Origin of the sequence: Virgibacillus halodenitrificans (assembly GCF_001878675.1) — a bacterium.
Classification (GTDB): domain Bacteria; phylum Bacillota; class Bacilli; order Bacillales; family Amphibacillaceae; genus Virgibacillus_Q; species Virgibacillus_Q halodenitrificans.
This window is the reverse complement of record NZ_CP017962.1, coordinates 3514572-3530587: the sequence shown is the minus strand read 5'-3', so window position 1 is coordinate 3530587 and position 16016 is coordinate 3514572. Positions and strand designations below refer to the sequence as shown.

At 36.2% G+C, this 16016-nt stretch carries 14 protein-coding genes; 7 read left to right on the top strand and 7 right to left on the bottom strand.

Translation table 11 applies throughout. The features are described 5' to 3' along the window. Together BME96_RS17425 and BME96_RS17420 are read right to left on the bottom strand one after the other, a co-directional pair. Positions 1-246 carry a YuzB family protein gene (locus BME96_RS17425; RefSeq protein ID WP_071649762.1) on the bottom strand — a complete coding sequence of 82 codons (246 nt, stop codon included), beginning with the start codon at positions 244-246 and terminating at the stop codon, positions 1-3. 157 nt (positions 247-403) lie between these two features. After that, positions 404-1648: an MFS transporter gene (locus BME96_RS17420; RefSeq protein WP_408068416.1), complete on the bottom strand. Its 1245-nt coding sequence runs from the start codon at positions 1646-1648 to the stop codon at positions 404-406. Between the two features lie 244 nt (positions 1649-1892). On the opposite strand from BME96_RS17420, the gene BME96_RS17415 reads away from it, so the two are divergent. Then, complete coding sequence (locus BME96_RS17415) at positions 1893-2819, top strand: DUF1002 domain-containing protein (protein ID WP_071649761.1); 927 nt, start codon at positions 1893-1895, stop codon at positions 2817-2819. A 777-nt stretch (positions 2820-3596) separates the two neighbouring features. After that, the gene (locus tag BME96_RS17410) at positions 3597-4400 is read left to right on the top strand and encodes a 3D domain-containing protein (protein ID WP_019379031.1); all 804 of its coding nucleotides are present in this window, start codon (positions 3597-3599) and stop codon (positions 4398-4400) included. Between the two features lie 116 nt (positions 4401-4516). Here BME96_RS17410 and BME96_RS20090 read toward each other — a convergent pair whose 3' ends face one another. Next, positions 4517-4648, bottom strand: a complete 132-nt coding sequence (locus BME96_RS20090) for a hypothetical protein (RefSeq protein ID WP_019379030.1) — start codon at positions 4646-4648, stop codon at positions 4517-4519. A 285-nt stretch (positions 4649-4933) separates the two neighbouring features. On the opposite strand from BME96_RS20090, the gene BME96_RS17405 reads away from it, so the two are divergent. Together BME96_RS17405 and BME96_RS17400 are read left to right on the top strand one after the other, a co-directional pair. Next, positions 4934-6124, top strand: a complete 1191-nt coding sequence (locus tag BME96_RS17405; RefSeq protein ID WP_019379029.1) for a glycine C-acetyltransferase — start codon at positions 4934-4936, stop codon at positions 6122-6124. Positions 6125-6204: 80 nt separating this feature from the next. Next, positions 6205-7143 (top strand): L-threonine 3-dehydrogenase, encoded by a 939-nt coding sequence (locus BME96_RS17400; protein ID WP_071649760.1) that lies wholly within the window; start codon positions 6205-6207, stop codon positions 7141-7143. Positions 7144-7689: 546 nt separating this feature from the next. On the opposite strand, the gene BME96_RS17395 is transcribed toward BME96_RS17400, so the two are convergent. Then, on the bottom strand, positions 7690-9312 hold the full coding sequence (locus BME96_RS17395) for an ABC-F family ATP-binding cassette domain-containing protein (protein ID WP_071649759.1): 1623 nt from the start codon (positions 9310-9312) through the stop codon (positions 7690-7692). Between the two features lie 212 nt (positions 9313-9524). On the opposite strand from BME96_RS17395, the gene BME96_RS17390 reads away from it, so the two are divergent. From BME96_RS17390 to thpD, 3 genes are all read left to right on the top strand, one after another. Further along, positions 9525-10151 (top strand): hypothetical protein, encoded by a 627-nt coding sequence (locus tag BME96_RS17390; protein WP_071649758.1) that lies wholly within the window; start codon positions 9525-9527, stop codon positions 10149-10151. Between the two features lie 56 nt (positions 10152-10207). Further along, positions 10208-11200, top strand: a complete 993-nt coding sequence (locus BME96_RS17385) for a helix-turn-helix transcriptional regulator (RefSeq protein ID WP_019376719.1) — start codon at positions 10208-10210, stop codon at positions 11198-11200. A gap of 170 nt (positions 11201-11370) precedes the next feature. Further along, complete coding sequence (thpD, locus tag BME96_RS17380) at positions 11371-12267, top strand: ectoine hydroxylase (protein ID WP_019376718.1); 897 nt, start codon at positions 11371-11373, stop codon at positions 12265-12267. A gap of 280 nt (positions 12268-12547) precedes the next feature. On the opposite strand, the gene BME96_RS17375 is transcribed toward thpD, so the two are convergent. The 3 genes from BME96_RS17375 to BME96_RS17365 form a co-directional block, all read right to left on the bottom strand. After that, on the bottom strand, positions 12548-13177 hold the full coding sequence (locus BME96_RS17375; protein WP_019376717.1) for a YpmS family protein: 630 nt from the start codon (positions 13175-13177) through the stop codon (positions 12548-12550). A gap of 5 nt (positions 13178-13182) precedes the next feature. After that, entirely contained in the window at positions 13183-14073 is an 891-nt protein-coding gene (locus tag BME96_RS17370; protein WP_019376716.1) for an SGNH/GDSL hydrolase family protein, read from the bottom strand. A gap of 230 nt (positions 14074-14303) precedes the next feature. Beyond that, positions 14304-16007, bottom strand: a complete 1704-nt coding sequence (locus BME96_RS17365) for an O-acetylhomoserine aminocarboxypropyltransferase/cysteine synthase family protein (RefSeq protein WP_071649757.1) — start codon at positions 16005-16007, stop codon at positions 14304-14306. Positions 16008-16016 lie beyond the last annotated feature (9 nt).

The window sequence follows — 16016 nt, the reverse complement described above, 5'->3', positions numbered from 1 at the left end:
TTATTCATATACAGCTAGTTCCTTTTTTATGGCGTCCCGAATTTTATCGAGACATTCCTCTGGCGTATTTCCGAAGACACGATTGTTATTAACAAGGGCGTATGGTTTTACCCTGCATAAACCACAAAAAGATAAACATTCATTCATTAAAACAGCGACTTCAGGAAACTCTTCTTCCAGTATTGCTTCTATATCAATTGTAGTGATTTCGTTGCCGTCACAAACCTCAACTACGACTATACCCATATAAATCACTTTCTTTCTACGTAAACAAGTTTGTCTTATTTTTATTAATTAGACTCTGTTATTTTTGCATATTTTTACGTTTAAATCAATAGTTCAGCATAGAAGGAAAAGAGAAAAAGGTTTGTTTCGCGTCAAGTCATTACTACTAAAGATTTAGCTAACTTCTGTTGGTTGACAAGGAATGCGAATGTTTACCTTCATATTCATATTTATACCAAGCAATTAACATGATAAAACCACTAAGAATAAGTAAGGCACTTGTCACAAAGAATACAGCTGAAAATCCAAAGAATCCTGCCAAAAAGCCTCCTAATGAAGGACCAATAATGTTACCAAGAAAACGTAAACTTGTGTTATAACCGAGCACTTCACCTTGCATAGATAGTGGGGCTTCCTGACGAATATATGCTATTCTGACTGGAATGATCCCTCCAATGGAAATCCCAAGCAAAAAGCGTAATACAACTAGTTGCCAAATATTAGTTACGAAGGCCCCAGGGAAATATACTATTCCGGCCATGAACAGCAGGAATATAAGTATTTTAATGTAACCAATTTTGTCACCAAGGCGCCCCCACCTGCGTGTCATCAATAAATTACCTAACCCCGCAGCTGAAAAAGCCATCCCTGAGAAAAATGCTATGCTTTGGGGCCCATGAATTTCAGCAACAAATAATGAGAGGATTGGCTGAATACTAAAGTGTGCTACTTGAACTAATACAGAAATTAACATAACAACAAGTAGAACCGGTTTCTTTACAATGTGTAAGATGACTTCTTTGCTGGAATATGGTTTATAGTCGCTCTCTTTAGAGGATAGTTTGACGTTTATTTCTTTTATCCCGAATGTAACAATAATGGCGGAAAGGAACACCGTTATGGAAACCCATTTGAATGTACTTGCATAGCCGAATGCATCTGCTAATGAACCGCCGATAAGTGGCCCCATTAATGTTCCGGTAATGCTACCTGTTTGTAATGTTCCAAGCACTCTTCCGGCTATCTCTTTAGGTGTCTGTGTAGAAATTAGAGCTTGAGACATCGGAATGAAGCCAGTCACTATGCCCATAAATAATCGTAATAAAAAAAGCTGCCATACAGAGGTAGCAAACCCCATTAAGAAAACCGAAAGGCCTAAGCCGACAGCAGAAAATATTAAGATTTTCTTTCTACCATACTTATCACCGATGCGCCCCCAAATTGGAGAAAATATAAAAGCTGTTACAAAAGTAATTGCAAATATCCAACCAGACCAATTTTGCACATAAGCATCTGAAAAATCGCCGAAGGATTCAATATATAATGAGATGAACGGTAGAACCATCGTAATACTGCCTGCGATAAAAAAGTTAGCAAACCACATGATTGCTAAATTGCGCTTTACTAATGAATTTGTATTGATTTGCAAACCCTTCTTTCTATATAATAGTTCGACACACTAAATATATCGCAACTGTATAGGGAACAAAAGATATATGCTTAGCTATTGGATGAAAAACACAAATGTGTATTCATATTGCAAATAAAAAGTTATAATAATAGATGATAATCAATATTCACCTTGGACAAACATACAATTGAAATATACGAGTAAACCCGACTTACTTAAAAAGTTACATGTTTATAAACATCAAAGGAGAATGAAAATGAAAAAGAAATTAAAAATAATTATTATGATGACCCTCATCTTTGGCTTTGTTATGGGGCTTGCGTCTACATCTTTTGCAGATAGCGGAGCAAGTGATTCAAACAGCATTAATGAAAAGTTAGGCGTTCCTATTGTCGTTTATGGAGATACGTTAACAGATGCACAACGAGCAGAGGTTCGTGAATTACTTAAAGTACAGGAAGCAACAGATGTACAGGAGTATAATGTCACAGGGAAAGACATTGCCAATTATATTGATGGTGACCCTAACTCCAGAATGTTTTCCAGTGCTAAAATTGTAAGACAGGAAAAAGGAAATGGCTTAACCGTTAATATTGTTACACCTGATAATATTACCCAAGTAACAAAGGAAATGTATGCAAACGCATTATTAACAGCAGGGGTAGAAGATGCAACTGTAGACGTAGCTTCTCCTGTGAAGGTTAGTGGTCACTCTGCCTTAACTGGTATTTACAAAGCGTATGATGTCGAAGGTGAACAGCTAGATAAGGAAAGAATGGAATTAGCTAATGAAGAACTTGACGTAGCAACAGATCTGGCTGAAAAAGAAGGAATGAGTCAAGAGAAGGTTAGTCAGCTTTTGACAGACATAAAGAAACAGATTGCAGAACAAAACCCTGCTACGAAAGAAGATGTAGAGCGGATTGTGAAGGAGCAATTGGATAAATTGGAAATTTCCTTGAGTGAAGCAGACCGCCAAATGCTCACAGATCTTTTTGATAAAATGCGTGACTTAAACATTGATTTTGACCAGGTGAAAAATCAGTTGGAAGACATTGCGTCAACTATTAAAAACAAAGCAGAAGAACTTGGATTGGATCAAAGCTTCTGGGAGAAGGTAGCAAACTTCTTGAGTGAACTTTTCCATTCCTTAGGAAACTTTTTTAAAGGATTATTTAATTAATATAAAGCTATAGCGCTCAGTTTACTCATGAAGTGAATAGTTAGTCATGTATTATTAGTAAGAACAAGAAAAGGACTCGAAAATAGAGTCCTTTTCTTGTTTCATAGATGATAAAAATGGAATTCGAAAATTTATTGGCATTCTTAGCTAAATAACAATTTAGATAAAGTGCGAACTAATTTGGTAGGACTGCAAACTCCCGTTTTAAAAAAATCCAATATAGTTAATCCCTAAATCTCTTAAATATCTAAGGCAAATTTCTTCGCTCTGCAGCTGATTAACTCATTCTCCGGCGGATAACTTCAGTGTGCAGCTGATTAGCTTGCTCTCCTGCTGGTAGTCCCCACTCTACTTCGCATTTTCCTCCAACTATACAGTTAAATTATTTCTTTACAAAACAGGAATAGTCTATGTTATTGATCAACTAATTTAATTTATTAGGTTTTTTGCAGATGCAAGACTAATAGTTATTTTGTTTTCAAAAGCCTTTGTCAATGCTTTTTTTCTCTAATCTATTAATAGTTTTATAGAATAATAGCCGAAAAAAATAGTAATTCAAAAAAAATATCGCTTTTTTTATTACAGAATCGCTTTTTTTGTGACTTTTGTGCTATAAATTGGAAATCTATCGGTCTTTTATCACAAATCTATTACATTTGTAATAAAAGTATTAAAAGTGGTAATGCTTGTAACATACACTTAAAAGTCTTGTAACTGCATTGCCTGTATCCATGTGATAGTATAGGCAATGTCAGAAATTGAAGGAGGGACTATCGAATGAAAAAATTATTAGCTTCATTCGCTACAGGCATCATTATTGCTGGCGCTGCTGTATCAACTGTATCAGCGGAGGAATACCAGGTACAAGAAGGAGACAATCTTTGGCAAATAGCCAATGAATATAATACAACTGTTGAAGATTTAGTAGCTATCAATGAATTGAAATCTACTACAATTCATCCAAAACAAAATCTATTTATCAATGAAATGTATGAAGTTCAATCAGGAGATACACTAAGCAGTATTGGAAATGAATTTGACGTATCAATTGAAAATATAAAAGAATGGAACAAATTAGATTCAGATCTAATTGTAGTTGGACAAGAGTTGACTGTTAAAGGTGTCAACGTAGATAAAAGTCATAAGCCAGCAACTAAAGTAGAAAAGAAAGAAACTGAAAAAGCAGCACCGAAAAAAGAAGAAAAATCAACTGAGTCATCTAATACACAGAACACAGCATCAGCGGCTTCTAAACAAGAAGATAACGAATCTGATGAAAGCCCACAAGGTAAAACAGTTTCTGTAAAAGCTACAGCATATACTGCTGATTGTGCAGGTTGTTCAGGAATTACTTCTACTGGTGTAGATTTAAACGCAAACCCTAATGCAAAAGTAATTGCTGTGGATCCTAATGTTATTCCTTTAGGCTCTAAAGTACATGTAGAAGGCTATGGTTATGCAACTGCTGCTGATATCGGTGGTGCTATTAAAGGTAACCGTATTGACGTACACGTTCCAACAAAAGATGAAGCTTATAACTGGGGCGTACGCAACGACGTAAAAGTAACAATTGTTGAATAAAATTAAATAGATGAATAAACGTACAATTAAATAATCGAATAAACGTAAAAAGGAAAACATTTATGTATAAGATGTTTTCCTTTTTTTTATTTATATTAAACGTACAAGCGATAATTTTATAATTTAATTGTAGTAGAATGAGAGTTTTCATCTACAATTTCATTTGTATCGTTGTTCATTTCTGTATAACCAAGTATTCCAAAGCCGAGAATAATAATCGCAAACAAACCAACCAGAACTTTCTTCATTTAAATGCCTCCATCAATAAGAACTAATTCAATTATAATAAAAATAAGTGTAGATAACCATCGTTTTTTATAATATTTTGTAGAAAAAATCTTACATTTATGAAAGGAAGTAACACAAATTTGAGAGAATTACTATCAGATAAAAATGAATAGTTTTACTTCTTTTGAGTAACTTGATAAAGTAAACATTTTAAACCCTATATGTTAAACTGTATGTAAACTATGTGCTCTAATTTTTACTCGATAATGTAATTGAAGCGCTTACAAACAAGGAGGAAAAATAATATGACTAGTAAGGCACTAAATAGCTTTTTAGATGAGAACATTGCTGAACTAAAAGAGCGAGGATTATATAATGAAATTGATCCGGTACAGGGTGCGAATGGACCGGAAATTCAACTCGACGGGAAAAAAAGAATTAACTTGTCATCGAACAACTATCTTGGGCTAGCTACCGATGATCGTTTAAAGGAAGTTGCAAAAAAGGCAGTAGATTCACATGGAGTTGGAGCTGGGGCAGTACGTACAATTAATGGAACACTGGATCTTCATATTGAATTAGAAAATAAATTGGCTCAATTCAAGGGCACAGAAGCGGTTATTTCATACCAATCTGGTTTTAACTGTAATATGGCAGCAATTTCTGCAGTAATGGATAAACATGATGCCATTCTTTCTGATGAATTAAATCATGCCTCCATTATTGATGGTTGCCGATTATCCAAAGCTAAAATTATCCGTTTTAACCACTCTGATATGGAAGATTTACGGTTGAAGGCAAAAGAAGCAGTAGAATCAGGCCAATACAATAAAATTATGGTAATTACAGATGGAGTTTTCTCCATGGATGGGGATATCGCCAAGCTTCCTGAAATTGTTGAGATTGCTGAAGAATTTGATTTAATCACATATGTTGATGATGCTCATGGGTCAGGTGTACTTGGAAAAGGAGCAGGAACTGTAAAGCACTTTGGTTTACAGGATAAAGTTGATTTCCAAATGGGCACACTTTCCAAGGCAATTGGAGTTATTGGTGGATATGTTGCCGGGAAAGCAAATTTGATTGATTGGCTCAAAGTACGCTCACGTCCATTCTTATTTTCTACAGCTGTATCTCCTGCAGATGCAACAGCTAGTACAAAGGCAGTCGAGCTTTTGATGGAAAGCACGGAATTGAATGAGAAGCTTTGGGAGAACGCTAACTATTTAAAGGATGGGTTGAAGAAGCTAGGCTTTGATATTGGGAACAGTGAAACTCCAATTACTCCTTGTATTATTGGTGACGAAAATGATACACAAAGATTTAGTAAGCGTCTTTTTGAAGAAGGAGTCTATGCTAAATCAATTGTGTTCCCTACAGTACCGCGCGGCACGGGTCGTGTTCGTAATATGCCTACTGCTGCACATACAAAAGAAATGCTTGATAAAGCAATTTCAGTTTACGAAAAAGTTGGAAAAGAAATGGGCTTAATTTAGTCCGCTGTGAGGGGGAATTCCCCTCCGGCTTTTAAATTTGTTTACACAATTCTCTATTCAACATAGAAAGGGTTTAGGAAATGAGAAAAATTTTAGTTACAGGGGCTCTAGGACAAATTGGATCCGAGCTTGTGGGAAAACTGAGAAAAACATATGGAAAAGATAATGTAATTGGAGCAGATATAAGAGAAGTTGAGGGCATCCGTGATGCAGGACCATTTGAGATTGCAGACGTCACGAATGGAGACCGATTAATGGAGGTAGCAAAAGAGCATAAGGTTGATACCATTATGCACTTAGCTGCACTACTTTCAGCCAAGGCAGAAGTTGTCCCTAAAATAGCTTGGGATATTAACATGGGTGGTCTTGTTAATGCGTTAGAAGTGGCACATGAGCTTAATTTACAGTTCTTCACTCCTAGCTCCATTGGTGCATTTGGACCTTCAACACCAAAAGATAATACCCCTCAGGATACGTTACAACGACCAAATACCATGTATGGTGTTAATAAAGTGGCTGGAGAGCTATTGGCAGACTATTATCATCATCGTTTTGGCGTGGATACACGGGGTGTACGATTCCCTGGATTGATTTCTTATGTAACGCCTCCGGGTGGTGGTACGACAGATTATGCTGTAGAAATTTATTATGAAGCTATTAAAAATAAAGCATACAGCTCTTACATTGGTGAAGGTACATATATGGATATGATGTATATGCCAGATGCTTTGAATGCAATTGTTGATTTAATGGAAGCTGATCCTGCGAAGTTGAAGCACCGCAATGCATTTAATATATCTGCAATTTCTGCAGCACCAGAGGATTTTGAAAAAGCTATCAAGAAACACATCCCTGAGTTTGAACTGACATATAACGTTGATCCTGTTCGACAAAACATTGCTGACAGCTGGCCAAATAGTATTGATTCCTCTGCGGCAAAAAGCGAGTGGGGATTTAAAGCAGAATATGACATTGATAAAATGACAAAAGATATGTTGGAAAAAATTCGTGAGAAATAAGTAAAAAGCGTCCTGTAAAAGGGCGCTTTTTTAGATACCAAGAAATATCTTGAGAATTAACAATAATTCACAATATAGATAAACTACGACGTAACTTGATTGTTTGCAAATGGCCGTTTTAGAAAATAATGTATAGTGAACAAAATTATAGCTAGTTTGCGAATGTCCCCGGCGGATTGCTTCGCTCTTCTGCCGATTAATTTGTTCTCCGGGTGATTATTTCGCTCTGCAGCCGATTAATTTGTTCTCCGGCGGATTACTCCGCTCTGCAGCCGATTAATTTGTTCTCCGGCGGATTACTCCGCTCTGCAGCTGATTAATTTTCTCTCCGGCGGATTGCTTCGCTCTGCTGCCGATTAGTTTTCTCTCCGGCGGATTACTCCGCTCTGCAGCTGATTAATTTTCTCTCCAGCGGATTAATTTGCTCTACGTTGCAGTTTCCTCCTACTCCGCAGAAATGAACTTGAAGGAATTAATGTGATCTGCCCAACATTTCCATAGCTCCATCAAAAAAACGCTCCTCACTAAGAGGAGCGCTATTTTAAATTAACTAGCGTACATTTCAGCTATTTTTTTCTGTAGTTGTTTATCCTGTACGTATTCATCGTAGCTCATTTCTTTATCAATAATTCCGTTTGGAGTAATCTCAATCAGACGATTAGCGATACTCTGAACAAATTGATGGTCATGAGACGTGAATAAGATAGAGCCCTTAAATTTAATAAGCCCATTATTCAATGCAGTGATAGATTCCAGATCTAAATGGTTTGTTGGTTCATCAAGTAACAAGACATTGGCATTACTCAACATCATTTTAGATAGCATACAGCGGACTTTTTCTCCACCTGATAATACGTTTGCTTTTTTCAAGGCTTGTTCACCAGAGAATAACATTCTGCCAAGGAAACCACGAAGGAATGTTTCCGTTTCGTCTTCTGGTGAGTATTGACGTAACCAATCGACCAATGGCAAATCATTATTTTCGAAATAAGCAGCATTATCTTTAGGGAAATAAGATTGTGATGTGGTTACTCCCCATTTATAGCTTCCTGCATCTGGCTCAATTTCACCCATTAAAATTCGGAATAACGTAGTTTTGGCAATATCATCTTTTCCAACAAGCGCAATCTTGTCATCCTTGTTCATTGTAAAACTTACGTTATCCAGTACTTTATTCCCGCCAATTGTTTTGGTAAGACCTTCGACACGAAGTAAATCATTACCTATTTCACGTTCGGGGGTAAAGGAAATATATGGATATTTTCTGGATGAAGGTTTAATGTCATCAAGGGTGATATTGTCAAGTAATTTTTTACGCGAAGTTGCTTGCTTCGATTTAGAGGCATTAGCACTAAATCGTGCAACAAAGGATTGCAGCTCTTTAATTTTTTCTTCTTTCTTTTTATTGGCTTCCTGCGCCATTTTTGCAGCTAACTGGCTTGATTCGTACCAGAAATCATAGTTACCGATGTAGATTTGGATTTTTCCGTAGTCAACATCTGCAATATGTGTGCATACTTTATTTAAAAAGTGTCTGTCATGAGATACAACAATGACAGTGTTCTCAAAGTTAATTAGGAATTCTTCCAGCCATTGGATTGCTTGAATATCAAGTCCGTTAGTAGGCTCATCAAGTAAAAGGATATCCGGATTACCGAATAAAGCCTGTGCCAAAAGTACTTTCACCTTTTGATCTGCAGACAAATCAGCCATTTGCGCCATGTGAAGGGATTCATCAACACCAAGCCCTTTAAGGAGCACAGCTGCATCTGATTCAGCTTCCCAACCATTCATTTCAGCAAATTCACCTTCTAATTCAGCAGCACGCATACCATCTTCTTCAGAAAAATCGCCTTTCATATAAATGGCATCCTTCTCTTGTTTAACGGAATAAAGCTTTTCATGTCCCATTAAGACAGTATCGAGTACTTGATGTTCTTCATATTCAAAGTGATTCTGCTTTAGTATTGCTAATCTTTCACCTGGAGACAAAGAAACAGCACCTGATTGTGGCTCAATTTCACCAGAGAGAATCTTTAGAAATGTAGATTTTCCGGCTCCATTTGCACCTATTAGACCATAGCAGTTACCAGGTGTAAACTTTAAATTTACATCTTCAAATAACTTTTTATCACCATATCGTAAACTAACGTTAGTTACATTAATCATTCTTGTAGAATCCTCCAATAAAAATAAATAGTAATCAACGTAAGCTTACGGTATTTATGCAGTTTAGTCAATGTTAACAGGCTTTAAATTTGTAAATAATGATGAAATATACAAAAAATTAACTTGTATATTTGTTAATTTTTTGTAATAGTAGATAAAAAGGATTATACAGTTATACAACCTAGAGGCGGTGCAGGGGGGAGGGACTTTAGGTGAGTGAACGAACGATTTATTTTCTCTTTACAGATACGGGAACATATTTAGCGAAAGCAATTAACTATTATACAAAGCAATCACTGAATCATGTCTCCATTTGTTTTGATTCAGAATTGAAAGAAGTTTACAGCTTTGGTCGAAAGCAACCGAGGAATCCCTTTATTGGTGGTTTTGTTCAAGAAGACATTCGATCTGAATTCCTGAAAAAATCCTACTGCGCTATCTATAGCTATACGGTATCAGAACAAGAATATGAAATGGTTATGTTGCGTATAAAAGAAATCGAAGCAAAAAAGGCAGATTATAAATATAATTTTATAGGATTATTGGCAGTACTGTTTCAAGTTGAAATTGATCGCAAATATGCTCTGTTTTGTTCTCAATTTGTGGCAACAGTATGCGGGGATGCAGAAAAATTTGTTTTTGATAAACCGACATGCTTTGTAACTCCAGGAGACATTCGTAAGTTGGATGGTCTGAAGTTAATATACCAAGGCAAGTTGGAAAATTACACACATGCTTTTAAAACTGAAAGGAAATTAATACCAGGTAGTTTACCTTCAACGAAGCAATCATTTATTATTAACATATCTAAAAAAGTTAAAAAGTTTGTCATAAGATAAAGGACCATAATTTCATTGTATGGTTCTTTTCTCGGTTTTAAGGGAGGTAAAGAAATATGGAACGTAGCAGTAACTATCGTCTATTGAAAATAAGAGAAATATTATTTCAGCAAACAGATGATCAGAACGAAATGGGGATTAGCGAATTAGTTGATAAGCTCAGAGAGTTAATGCCTGAGAGACAACTGGATCACCGTACGATAAAAAAGGATCTGGAAACGCTCGATGATATGGATTTTGAAGTTGTAACGAATAAGGGTAAATTCGGTAAAAACTATTACAGCCATCAAACCAGATTGTTTGAAACATATCAGCTAAGGCTTATGGTTGATGCTATTCTCTCCGCTAAATTTATAACAACAAAAGAGAAGAAGCTGTTAATTGAAAAGTTAAAGCAGTTAACAAGTAAACAAATTGCCAAAACTTTGCCAGAACCAGTCTTATTTAGTCAATCTGCCAATATTGATTATGAATTGGTGAAATTGAATATTGACTTTGTACACCGAGCAATAGCAGAAAAAAAGATACTTACATATCAATATGGAAAGTTTAATGTAGATAAGAAATTTGAATATAATCGTAATGGAGATTTATATTACGTGGAGCCATATGCTCTTATTTGGCAGAACGATTACTATTATCTAATTGGACGATTTATAAAAACAGATGAAGTGCGCCATTATCGCCTGGACCGGATGCGTAATATTCACTTAACAAATGAGAGGTTTATCAAAAAGGATTTTGATTTAAATGAATATGTAAACCAAAGCTTTCATATGTTCGCAGGAGAAGAAATACGCATTAAAATAAGGTTTCATCTTCATTTAGTAAATGTTGTGCTGGACAGATTTGGACATGACGCAAACATAAAACAATTGGATGAAACACACTTTTTATTAACAACGAAGGCAAAGTTATCGGACGGTCTAATAAACTGGATTCTTACCTGGGGCCATAAGGCTAAGGTAATAGAGCCGGAATATGTAGTGCAGGAAATGAGGGAACGTATTCAACAGATGGCAGCACTATATATGACAGACATTGATTAAATGTAAATTTAAGTTAGCAGATAATAAATTACCTAATTATATAAAAATTTAAAACTATCGATATTTTATTGTTTAATAGTGGTGAGGAGAGGGAAGCTTTGTCTGTAGGAAAGTTTTCTGAGTTCTGAGATACGTCAACACGAAAGAAAATACTACAAGGAGTGTGTTGAATGGAAGATCTATATCCTTCAAGAAAAAATAGCCAACCGGAGATTTTGGAAAGGAAGGATCCGGTAATTCATACAGATCGATCCAAAGATAATCAAGCTCCTATTTCAACAGAACAGCTTGATTCCTATGAAAAAAATGGGTTTTTGCAAATAAAGAATTTCTTCTCTGAAGAGGAAGTTTCTGATATGCAGAAAGCCATTTTTGAATTGCAGGACTCAAAAATGGACGTAGATTCCAAAAAGGTTATCCGTGAGCCGGAGAGTGATGACATTCGCTCTATTTTTCACGTACACAAAGATGATGCTTATTTTAAAAAAGTGGCCAATGATCAGCGAATCTTGGATATCGTAAATCATCTTTTGGGAAGTGATGTATATATACATCAATCTCGAATTAACTATAAACCAGGTTTTAAGGGTAAGGAATTTGACTGGCATTCTGATTTTGAAACATGGCATGTTGAGGACGGGATGCCTCGTATGCGTGCAGTAAGTGTATCGATTGCATTATCAGATAACTATACTTTTAACGGGCCTTTAATGCTTATACCAGGGTCCCAGAACTACTATGTTAGCTGTGTAGGCGAAACGCCAGAGGACAATTACAAAGATTCATTGAAGAAGCAAAAAGTTGGTGTTCCTGATGAAGAAAGCCTTCGTTGGCTTGCAGAAAAAGGTGGAGGAATTTCCGTACCTACAGGAAAAGCGGGTTCCATTACATTGTTTGAGTCAAATACGATGCATGGCTCTACAAGTAATATGACACCATATCCGCGTAATAATCTGTTTATGGTATATAATAGTGTAGAAAATAGATTGGTGGAGCCATTTTCCGGTGGCAATGCACGACCGGAATATATTGCTGTCCGCGAGAAGCAAGCAATGTATAGCGGATAGAGGTACATGTTTTGATGGATAACTTTCCCGTGTTGACGTAATCCAGATATAAACGGCGGTTCCCCGGGATATAACCTGGGAACCGCTTTTTTGATTCTATTTCAAATGTTTAGGGTAATACTTATAATATTCATTCTTAGCTGGAGGAAACTGCGAACTAGAGGGGAACAATCAGCAGCAGAGTGAAACTATCCACCTTAGACATTCAGCAACTGGTACAGTTTGGTTATAATACATTAATCTTCGAAATAGTATGAGCTATCACCAGATATAGACCTACTTAATCCACTTGCTCGATCCCCAGCGTCTTATATGGCACCTTGATTTTAAATGCAAGGTTATTTGCATCCAAATCTATCTGTTCTACTGCGACCTCGAAGTTACTTTTAATTTTCATATCAGTTACTGCTACATATATTTCTTCTTCCTTTGGATTGACGGTTACCCATTCAGGCATTGGTAAGTATTTACCCATATACTCCATTATTTTTTTGTTTGGTAACTGAAGCAGGCCAACAGAAATCGATTTTAATTTAAGAATTATGTCTCCGTTCTCCTGCACGAGCGGTTCCAAATGCACGGATAAAGGAACAGTTGAAGAAAATACCGGTAATTCGCCAATTAAATGAACGTCTTCTTCCAATTCAATTTTATATTGATGTTTACTGTCATTTAATTCTCCAATATACGCGTTTACAAGTTCATTTAAATTATTCTTGGTTGTTCGGACAACGAATACGGAGCTGTCCTCCGCAGGTGTTTCTTCTTTAACGGCATATTCTTTTTTAGAAACTGGCCAAAAAATTAATGATACAAAAACAAGAACTAAAAGTATATTTACGATTAGCAGAGTGAAAAACAGTTTTTTCCACTTGCTTTTTCTTTTTGATTGATTTGTTCTCGTGGTCATAGCAGTCATCCTTCTTCATGGGTTAAATAATTTAATACTCGTCGGGCAATTCGTTTATAGCCAAGTTCATTCGGATGGAAATTATCCTCTGAGAATAAATTAGTATCATCCTCATCAAATAAATCAGCTGTAGGTATATAAGTAATATTCTCATGATCTCCAGCGATTTTTCGTCCAGATTCGTTCCACTCTTCAATGATTAAACTAAGTTCTTTAATATCTTCAAAATATTGTTTGAAAGGGTTATAAAAACCTAATAAGTATATATGTGAATCAGGGTTTATTGATTGCATCTTATTAAAGATTTTTTCTAAACGCTGTTCATAGTTTTGCTTTTCCTCAGTGAAGTCCTCCATTTTTAGATGAGTAAAGTTTTCTTTTACAACTTTCATAATATCATTTGCACCAATAGTAATTAAAATGATGTCTGCTTCATTAATTGCGTCTACCACTTCGGGTTTCTCCAGGCGCTTCAACAGCTGATCAGATCGGTTGCCTCGAATACCGAGATTAGCGAAATCAACTAATTCTTCTTGCTGGTTGATGGAACGGTCTAATATACCAACATAACCACCTTGCTCTGTGCTATCTCCGACACCCTGTGTTAAAGAATCTCCAATTGCTAAGATTTGGGTTTCTTTCGTAGAGAAGAAGTCAACAGTTTGTTTAACAGCCTTTACTACTATTTCTTTTAATGGAGCTGAATTTTCGGAGTCTTCCTCCTGCATATTTTCTTCTTCGTCATTTGCAGGTTGCTGAGTAATTGTTTCCTCATCTTCATCTGTAATCCGTACATTTTTAAAATCGGGCTCAGGTTGATTCATGTTTATTATAATAACTGCAATTCCTATTAGCATGACCACGCCTGTTATTAAAGCAATAATTTTCTTATTCATTCCTACCACACCTAATGTTGTTGTACTATATTTATATGACTGAAATAGCTTGTATTATATCCATTCGTTACTTTATAACTGTATATGTATGTATATTATTATACATTATAAAAGAAAAAATCGCCTTCATATAAAAGGCGATCTTTAACAGGGAAGGGTTAATACAATTTTTCCCCATTTGCTGATTTATAAACATCTAATCTATAAGTTTATTAGCAGAGCGTGTCAGCTTAAACTTCTACCGGAATATTCAATGACCCTCCACTCCTAGTACGGATAGCTTCATTATAAGGGTCGGTTTCCGTAATTACGGTAATCCCGGCAGCTGCAGCATTCTTAACTAGGTTTTCATGTAGAGAAGGTTGCTCCACAAAAAGAATAGCTACTTGTTTATTTATTAACTCTTCTATACTAGTTTTAGTGTTCTCTTTGCCTGGAATCCAAACTGCGTCTATTTTTTCCTCATTCGTGGATAACGAGCTGACTTCAAATCCAAGTGATTGCAGTTTAGCCACTTTTTCCTTCGTTTCTTGTTTTTCTGCACCTGCCACTGTAATAACTTTTTTACGTATTCCTCCATTACTTCGGTCAAAAGGAGAGGAAACAAGCCACTTCACAGCATCATCTTCTTTAAATGTAATTGTTACAGGTTCATCTGTAGCTTTTGCAATGGCTTGATCAAGTGTAAAAAGAATATCATTCGATGATTCAAGCCCTATTGATAGGCGGATTAATTCTTCAGAGACACCACTCTTTACTAAATCTTCTTCTCCCAATTGTTGATGTGTGGTTGAAGCAGGATGAATAATTAATGATTTAGCATCACCTACGTTTGCTACATGGGACCATAATTCAATCGAATCAATTAGTTTCCTGCCAGCCTCACGTCCTCCTTTAATGCCAAAGGTAATAACAGAACCATACCCATTCCTAAAATATTTTTTGGCAAGTTGGTGAGAAGGGTGGTCGGCTAAGCCAGGATAGTTTACCCACTCTACAGCTTGGTGATTTTCCAAGTAATTAGCTACTTCTATTGCATTCTGAGTATGTCTTTCAATACGTAAGTGCAATGTTTCCAATCCTTGCAGTAAAAGAAATGCATTTTGTGGGCTGAGACAAGCTCCGATATCGCGTAATAGCTGTACGCGTAGCTTAATCGCAAAAGCAGGAGCCCCTACATCTATAAATCGTAAGCCATTATAACTTTCGTCTGGTTCTGTGAAACCAGGGAATTTTCCATTATCCCAATTGAACTTGCCGCCATCTACAACAACTCCCCCAATAGCTGTTCCATGTCCACCGATCCATTTTGTAGCAGAGTGAACCACAATATCTGCTCCCCAGCTAAGTGGCTTCGTAATATATGGAGCGAATGTATTATCAATAATTAGAGGAATCTCATGCTTATGGGCAATATTTGCTATATTTTCTACATCAAATACATTTAAACTAGGGTTTGTGATGATTTCTCCATAAATTGCTTTTGTCTTATCTGTTATCGCTGCTTCAATTGCTTTATGGTCTGTACCGTCAACAAAATTCACTTGAATACCATAGCGTGGCAGTGTGTTAGCAAATAAATTATATGTTCCTCCATATAAATTACTATCAGCAATAATTTCATCACCAGCACTGGCAATATTTAATATAGCGAAAGTTATGGCTGCCATACCGGAAGAAGTGGCCACCGCTGCGACACCATCTTCTAGTTCTGCAACCCGCTGTTCAAATGTATCGACAGTTGGATTCCCAATACGAGAATATATATTGCCTGGTTCAGCTAAACCAAATAAATTCTGTGCATGCTCTGTGTCACGAAATACATAGGAAGTAGTTTGATAGATAGGCACAGCGCGTGAACCTGTGGTCGGGTCAGCTGATTGCCCTCCGTGTAGTAATACTGTTTCCGGATTTTGAAAATGAAATTGAGCCATAATAAATTC

Bases quoted from the DNA above. Each gene is read 5' to 3' on its own strand.
- BME96_RS17400 (WP_071649760.1), top strand. From the start codon at position 6,205: ATGAGAAAAATTTTAGTTACAGGGGCTCTAGGACAAATTGGATCCGAG.
- BME96_RS17395 (WP_071649759.1), bottom strand. From the start codon at position 9,312: ATGATTAATGTAACTAACGTTAGTTTACGATATGGTGATAAAAAGTTA.
- BME96_RS17385 (WP_019376719.1), top strand. From the start codon at position 10,208: ATGGAACGTAGCAGTAACTATCGTCTATTGAAAATAAGAGAAATATTA.
- BME96_RS17425 (WP_071649762.1), bottom strand. From the start codon at position 246: ATGGGTATAGTCGTAGTTGAGGTTTGTGACGGCAACGAAATCACTACA.
- BME96_RS17365 (WP_071649757.1), bottom strand. From the start codon at position 16,007: ATGGCTCAATTTCATTTTCAAAATCCGGAAACAGTATTACTACACGGA.
- thpD (WP_019376718.1), top strand. From the start codon at position 11,371: ATGGAAGATCTATATCCTTCAAGAAAAAATAGCCAACCGGAGATTTTG.
- BME96_RS17410 (WP_019379031.1), top strand. From the start codon at position 3,597: ATGAAAAAATTATTAGCTTCATTCGCTACAGGCATCATTATTGCTGGC.
- BME96_RS17370 (WP_019376716.1), bottom strand. From the start codon at position 14,073: ATGAATAAGAAAATTATTGCTTTAATAACAGGCGTGGTCATGCTAATA.
- BME96_RS17415 (WP_071649761.1), top strand. From the start codon at position 1,893: ATGAAAAAGAAATTAAAAATAATTATTATGATGACCCTCATCTTTGGC.
- BME96_RS17375 (WP_019376717.1), bottom strand. From the start codon at position 13,177: ATGACCACGAGAACAAATCAATCAAAAAGAAAAAGCAAGTGGAAAAAA.
- BME96_RS17405 (WP_019379029.1), top strand. From the start codon at position 4,934: ATGACTAGTAAGGCACTAAATAGCTTTTTAGATGAGAACATTGCTGAA.
- BME96_RS20090 (WP_019379030.1), bottom strand. From the start codon at position 4,648: ATGAAGAAAGTTCTGGTTGGTTTGTTTGCGATTATTATTCTCGGCTTT.